This window comes from Parafannyhessea sp. (genome assembly GCF_051876455.1).
Classification (GTDB): Bacteria; Actinomycetota; Coriobacteriia; order Coriobacteriales; family Atopobiaceae; genus Parafannyhessea.
Window position 1 is genome coordinate 1 of the sequence record NZ_JBJEHW010000038.1, and the last position, 5136, is coordinate 5136.

The following is a 5136-nucleotide window of genomic DNA, read 5'->3' on the forward strand; positions in this document are numbered from 1 at the left end:
CGGCCGTCATGGCGCGGTCGCGCTTCGCGATCTCGTCCGAGACGCCCTTCTCCTCGGCCATGGCCTTGTTGTAGAGGCGCTCGTACTCCTCCCGGCGCTCGTCGGCCTCGCGCTTGGCCACGTCCGCTGCGGTCTCTGCGGTCTCCAGGGCGTGGCGCTGGGCAAACAGGTTCGCCTGGGCGCCGTCGACCAGGTCCTTTCCCTCCTTCGTGGCGCGCTCTAGCTCGGCGCGGGCCGCGTCGAGGTGCGCGCGCTCCGCCACGATGTCGCTCTGCTTCTTCTGGACGACGGCGGGGGAGGCGCCATCGTCGCTCCTGAGGGCGTCGAGCTCCGCCTCGGCCTTGCGCAGGCGCTCCTGCGAGTTGTCGACGGACCTGCTCGCGGAGGTGACGCTCTGCTCGCGGCGCTTCGTGGCGTCGCCCAGCTGCTGGTCGGCGGCCTTGGCCTGGCGCTTGGCATCCGCCAGCGTCTTCGCGGCGTCGTCGGCGCGGCCCTTGGTTGACTCCATGAGCTCGCGGTAGGGGCGGAGCTGCTCCTCGTGCTCGTTCTTCATCTGGGCGAGGCTCTTCTCGAGCTCGGACTTCTGGGCGCCCTGCTCGTTGATGACGGACTCGGCGCGCGCGACGGCCTGTCCCTGCATGTCGAGCTGCTTGGACTGCTCGCCGACGATCTTCTGGTAGTTGGCCTCCACCTTGTTGCGGTGGTCGAGCGTCTTCTGGCTCTTCTCGAGCTCCGACTTGAGGCTCTTGACCTTCTCGCGCGCGTCCGCGTGGCGCTTGGATGCGGCGCGGACCTGGCGGATGGCGCCAAAGCCGCCCGTGAGCGGGTTCCCGGAATCGCCCGCGGCGCCGGACTTCCCGTTCTTCTCGGCACCGTCCTTGCCCTTGGCGTCGAGGTCGCCCTTCGTGATCACGGGGAGGTCCTCCGCGCCGGCGGGCACGGCGTCGGGATACTCGAGGCCGGACTTCGACTCCTCGTCGGGATTCGCGGTCGTCTGTGTCTCCTGCTTGTCGCGAGCGTCTGGCATGCGTTTCCCCTCGGTGTCTCATGCGGTTCCGGCGCCGGGTAGTCCCGCCGCGGGCGCCGCCCTCGTGTCCTCTGCGTCGTAGCAAATTTTAGAACACGGCCGCTCGGGTGCACGCCTCGCGGGACCGATGGTCGTTTTTGGCATCCAATGACCATCCGCCGTGTGTTTTTTGTTACTATAATCACCACGTAGGTCAATTTTGGGCCGGGGCTTGCCGCCTTGGCCGCAAAGGTCATTAAGGAGTGCGCCATGGTTTCCAAGCAAGTTTCCATCGTCAGCCCGACTGGTCTTCACGCTCGTCCCGCTTCCCAGTTCGTCCAGGTTGCCAAGCAGTACCAGAGCACCGTCACCATCAAGGACCTCGACAAGGGCTCCGCTCCCGTCAACGCCAAGTCCATCATGATGATCCTCGCCGCTGGCCTCGGCACCGGCACCAAGGTCGAGATCTCCTGCGACGGCGCGGACGAGAACGAGGCGCTCGGCGCCCTCCTCGGCATCAAGGACGGCGACTCCAACCTGTTCGAGTAGCGGCTGCAAATAACGTCGCGATCAGGGAGCCCGGCGCTGGCACAGCCAGTTCCGGGCTCCCTTCCGTATGTATGCTAGGCTTGCCCATGCGCGGGCGGACGCCTGCGCAGGCGAGAAGAACGAGGTACCTCACCCATGAGCGACTACGCAAACCCAAGAAGCACGTGGTTCACCTACGACATCGTCGCGGAGGACCCCACGACGCACGCACGTGCCGGCGTGCTGCACACGCCCCACGGCGACGTCCCGACGCCCATCTTCATGCCCGTCGGCACCAAGGCCACGGTCAAGGGCATACTCCCCCCGCAGCTCGAGCGGCTGGGCGCAAAGATCGTGCTCGCGAACACGTACCACCTCTCCAACCGTCCCGGCGAGGACGTCGTGGCCGAGATGGGCGGCCTGCACGACTTCATGCAGTGGCACCATCCGATCCTCACGGACTCCGGCGGCTTCCAGGTGTTCAGCCACGGCGAGTTCACCAAGCTCACGGATGACGGCGTGGAGTTCCGTACCGTCGACTACGACGGCAGCCACGTGTTCTGGACGCCCGAGCGCAACATGGACATCGCCCAGAAGCTGGGGGCCGACATCGTGATGCAGCTCGACCAGTGCCCGGGCTACCCGGCGACCCGCTCCTTCGTGGAGCGCGCCGTAGAGCTGAGCGGCATGTGGGCCGAGCGCTGCTACAGGGCACACACCCGCGAGGACCAGGCGCTCTTCGGCATCGTGCAGGGCGGCATGCACATGGACCTGCGCCTGAGGTCGCTTCGCCACCTGGAGGACTGTGGCGACTTCCCGGGCTATGGCATAGGCGGCTACTCCGTGGGCGAGGACCACGAGACCATGTTCGAGACGCTCGCCCCGCTCGCGAGCGAGTACATGCCGCGCAACAAGCCCCGCTACCTCATGGGCGTGGGCAACCCCACGACGCTCGTGCACGGCGTGGAGTACGGCATCGACATGTTCGACTGCGTGCTGCCCACCAGGACGGCGCGCATGGGGTCCGCGTTCTCGAGCGAGGGTCGCCTCAACTTCAAGAACTCGCGCTTTACGCACGACGCGGGCCCCATCGACGCGGACTGCACCTGCCCCGTGTGCACGGGCGGCTACAGCCGCGCCTACATACATCACCTGGTCAAGCAGAAGGAGATGGTGGGCTCCATCCTGCTGTCCCTCCACAACGTCTACTACCTGCTCGACCTCATGCGCCGAGCCCGCCAGGCCATCATCGAGCACCGCTACGGCGAGTTCGTGCGGGCATGGGACGAGCTCCCCGCCGCCAGCGACTGGTAGCGGCGCGCGAGGCGGCGCCGTGGCGCGCCGCGATGAACTCGGCCAAGTGTTCTATCATTGGACGAGTCGAAACACCCGGGGCACGTGCCCCCAGACAGAAGGCTAAGGTTTATGGCTCGAGACAAGAAGTCCTCCGAGTCCCTGTCCGGCGTTGACCGCTGGAACGCCACGGAGTCCGCGGCCAAGAGGGACAAGGCGCCAAAGGCGCGCCGCAGGGGCAGGAGGAGCGACCCGCACAAGAGACGGTACGTGAGCACGCTGGTGGTTCTTCTCGCCGTGCTCGTGGCGTGCGTCATCGGCTTCACCCCCGTGGGCGAGAAGATCACCCAGGGACTCGACATCCGCGGCGGCGTGTCGGTCATCATGACCGCGAGCAAGTCAAACGGCAAGACGCCCTCGGCCGAGGACATGGCGACGGCCACGACCATCGTGCAGAACCGCGTCAACTCGCTCGGCGCGTCCGAGACCACGGTGCAGCAGCAGGGCAGCAAGTCCATCCTGATCCAGATCCCCGGCGCCACCAACGCGAACCAGGCCATCAAGACCATCGGCCAGACGGGCCTGCTCGAGTTCGTGCGCCTGGACGAGATCGGGGACGCCGACGCGCTCGCCAAGATCAATGCCGGGACCGAGAACGTGAAGCTCAAGAGCGGCACGTACACCCCGTTCATGACCGGCAAGCACGTCAAGAGCGTCTCGGTGGGGCAGTCGAGCAACTCGCTTTCCGGCTACTACTCCGTCAACGTCAAGCTCGACTCCGAGGGCACCAAGGACTTTGCCGAGGTCACCAAGGAGCTCGCGCCCACCAACGGCCGCATCGCCATCGTGCTCGACGGCGTGGTGAAGTCCGCGCCGGCGGTCCAGAGCGAGATCACGGGCGGAGAGGTGTCGATCACGGGCAAGTTCACGCTGAGCGAGGCCAAGTCGCTCAAGACCGTGCTCGACTCCGGCTCGCTTCCCGTCACCCTCAAGTACTCCGAGAGCCGCGTCGTCGGCCCCACGCTCGGCCAGGACTCGCTCACCCAGGGCGTGTTCGCCATCGGCATCGGCCTTGCGATCGTCATCGTGTACCTCTTCGTGTTCTACCGCGGCCTCGGCATCCTCACCATGGGCTCGCTCGCGGTGTTCGGCATCGTCTACCTGGGGATCCTCGCGCTTCTCTCGCACTTCGGGCTCTTCGCGCTCACGCTGCCGGGCCTTGCGGGCGTCGTGCTCACCACGGGCTCCGCGGCCGACTCGTCGATCCTCGTGCTCGAGCGCTTCCGCGAGGAGATCCGCATGGGCAGGACCGTCAAGCAGGCGTCGGTCTCCGGCGCCAAGCACGGCATCATGACGTCGCTCGACGCGGACGCCGTCCAGCTCGTGTGCGCGCTCGCGCTGTTCTTCTTCGCGATCGGCTCGGTCAAGGGTTTCGGCCTCACGCTCGCACTCGGCATCGTGTGCGACGTCATCACCATGTTCTGCTTCAAGGCGCCCGCGCTGCGCCTGCTCGCACTGGGCACCATTGAGCGCCACCCGGCGTTCTGGGGCGTGGACCAGGACCTCGCGGAGGCGCGTCGCAAGGCAGACGAGAGGGACCAGAAGGGAGGTGCCCGCAATGCGTAGTCACTTCAGGCACGAGATTCCCTTCATCCAGCACAGGAGGCAGCTCCTCACGCTGTCCTGCGTGCTCGTCGTGCTGGCGGTCGTCGGCCTCGTCGTCCGCGGGCTCGTCTTCGGCATCGAGTTCAAGGGCGGCACGGAGATCGACTTCACGGACACCGGCTCCATCACCATCTCGCAGATGCGCTCGGCACTCGTGAAGGCGGGGGAGAAGGACCCCTCCGTGCAGACGACGGTGAGCGACGCCAAGAGGGGCTTCATCGTGCGCCTCGAGACAACCGACCCCTCGACGGCCAACCGCCACGCCGCGGCGGCCGCCAAGACGCTCGGCCTCACGTCCCAGAACTACACCGCGACCACCATCGGGCCCGACTGGGGCGCGGACGTCACGCGCTCGTCGGCGTTCGCCTTCGTGATCGCCATCGCGCTCATCATCGCGTACGTCTCCATCCGCTACGAGTTCAAGATGTCCATCACGGCCGTCGTCGCGCTGCTGCACGACCTCGTGATCACGCTCGGCGTCTACGCCTGGACCCAGACGCCCATTACGCCCAACGTGGTGGCCGCCCTCCTCACCATCATGGGCTACTCGCTCTACGACACGGTGGTCGAGTTCAACCGCGTGAACGAGAACGCCAAGCAGCTCAAGGACGGCGTGCACCGCACGTACCACCAGATTGCGAACT

The 5136-nt window shown here is 66.6% G+C and carries 5 protein-coding genes; 4 read left to right on the forward strand and 1 reads right to left on the reverse strand.

The features are described from left to right. On the reverse strand, nucleotides 1–1027 hold a 1027-nt coding region (locus ACI38Z_RS01810; protein WP_439788478.1), incomplete at its 3' end, for a hypothetical protein. Nucleotides 1028–1276: 249 nt separating this feature from the next. Here ACI38Z_RS01810 and ACI38Z_RS01815 point away from each other — a divergent pair. From ACI38Z_RS01815 to secF, 4 genes are all read left to right on the forward strand, one after another. Beyond that, complete coding sequence (locus ACI38Z_RS01815; protein WP_439788479.1) at nucleotides 1277–1555, forward strand: HPr family phosphocarrier protein; 279 nt, start codon at nucleotides 1277–1279, stop codon at nucleotides 1553–1555. Between the two features lie 135 nt (nucleotides 1556–1690). Beyond that, nucleotides 1691–2848: a tRNA guanosine(34) transglycosylase Tgt gene (gene tgt / locus ACI38Z_RS01820; protein WP_439788480.1), complete on the forward strand. Its 1158-nt coding sequence runs from the start codon at nucleotides 1691–1693 to the stop codon at nucleotides 2846–2848. A 111-nt stretch (nucleotides 2849–2959) separates the two neighbouring features. Then, nucleotides 2960–4453: a protein translocase subunit SecD gene (secD, locus tag ACI38Z_RS01825; protein WP_439788481.1), complete on the forward strand. Its 1494-nt coding sequence runs from the start codon at nucleotides 2960–2962 to the stop codon at nucleotides 4451–4453. Continuing rightward, nucleotides 4446–5136, forward strand: a 691-nt coding sequence (gene secF, locus ACI38Z_RS01830) for a protein translocase subunit SecF (protein ID WP_439788482.1), incomplete at its 3' end; no start/stop codon positions are given. The genes secD and secF, both read left to right, overlap by 8 nt.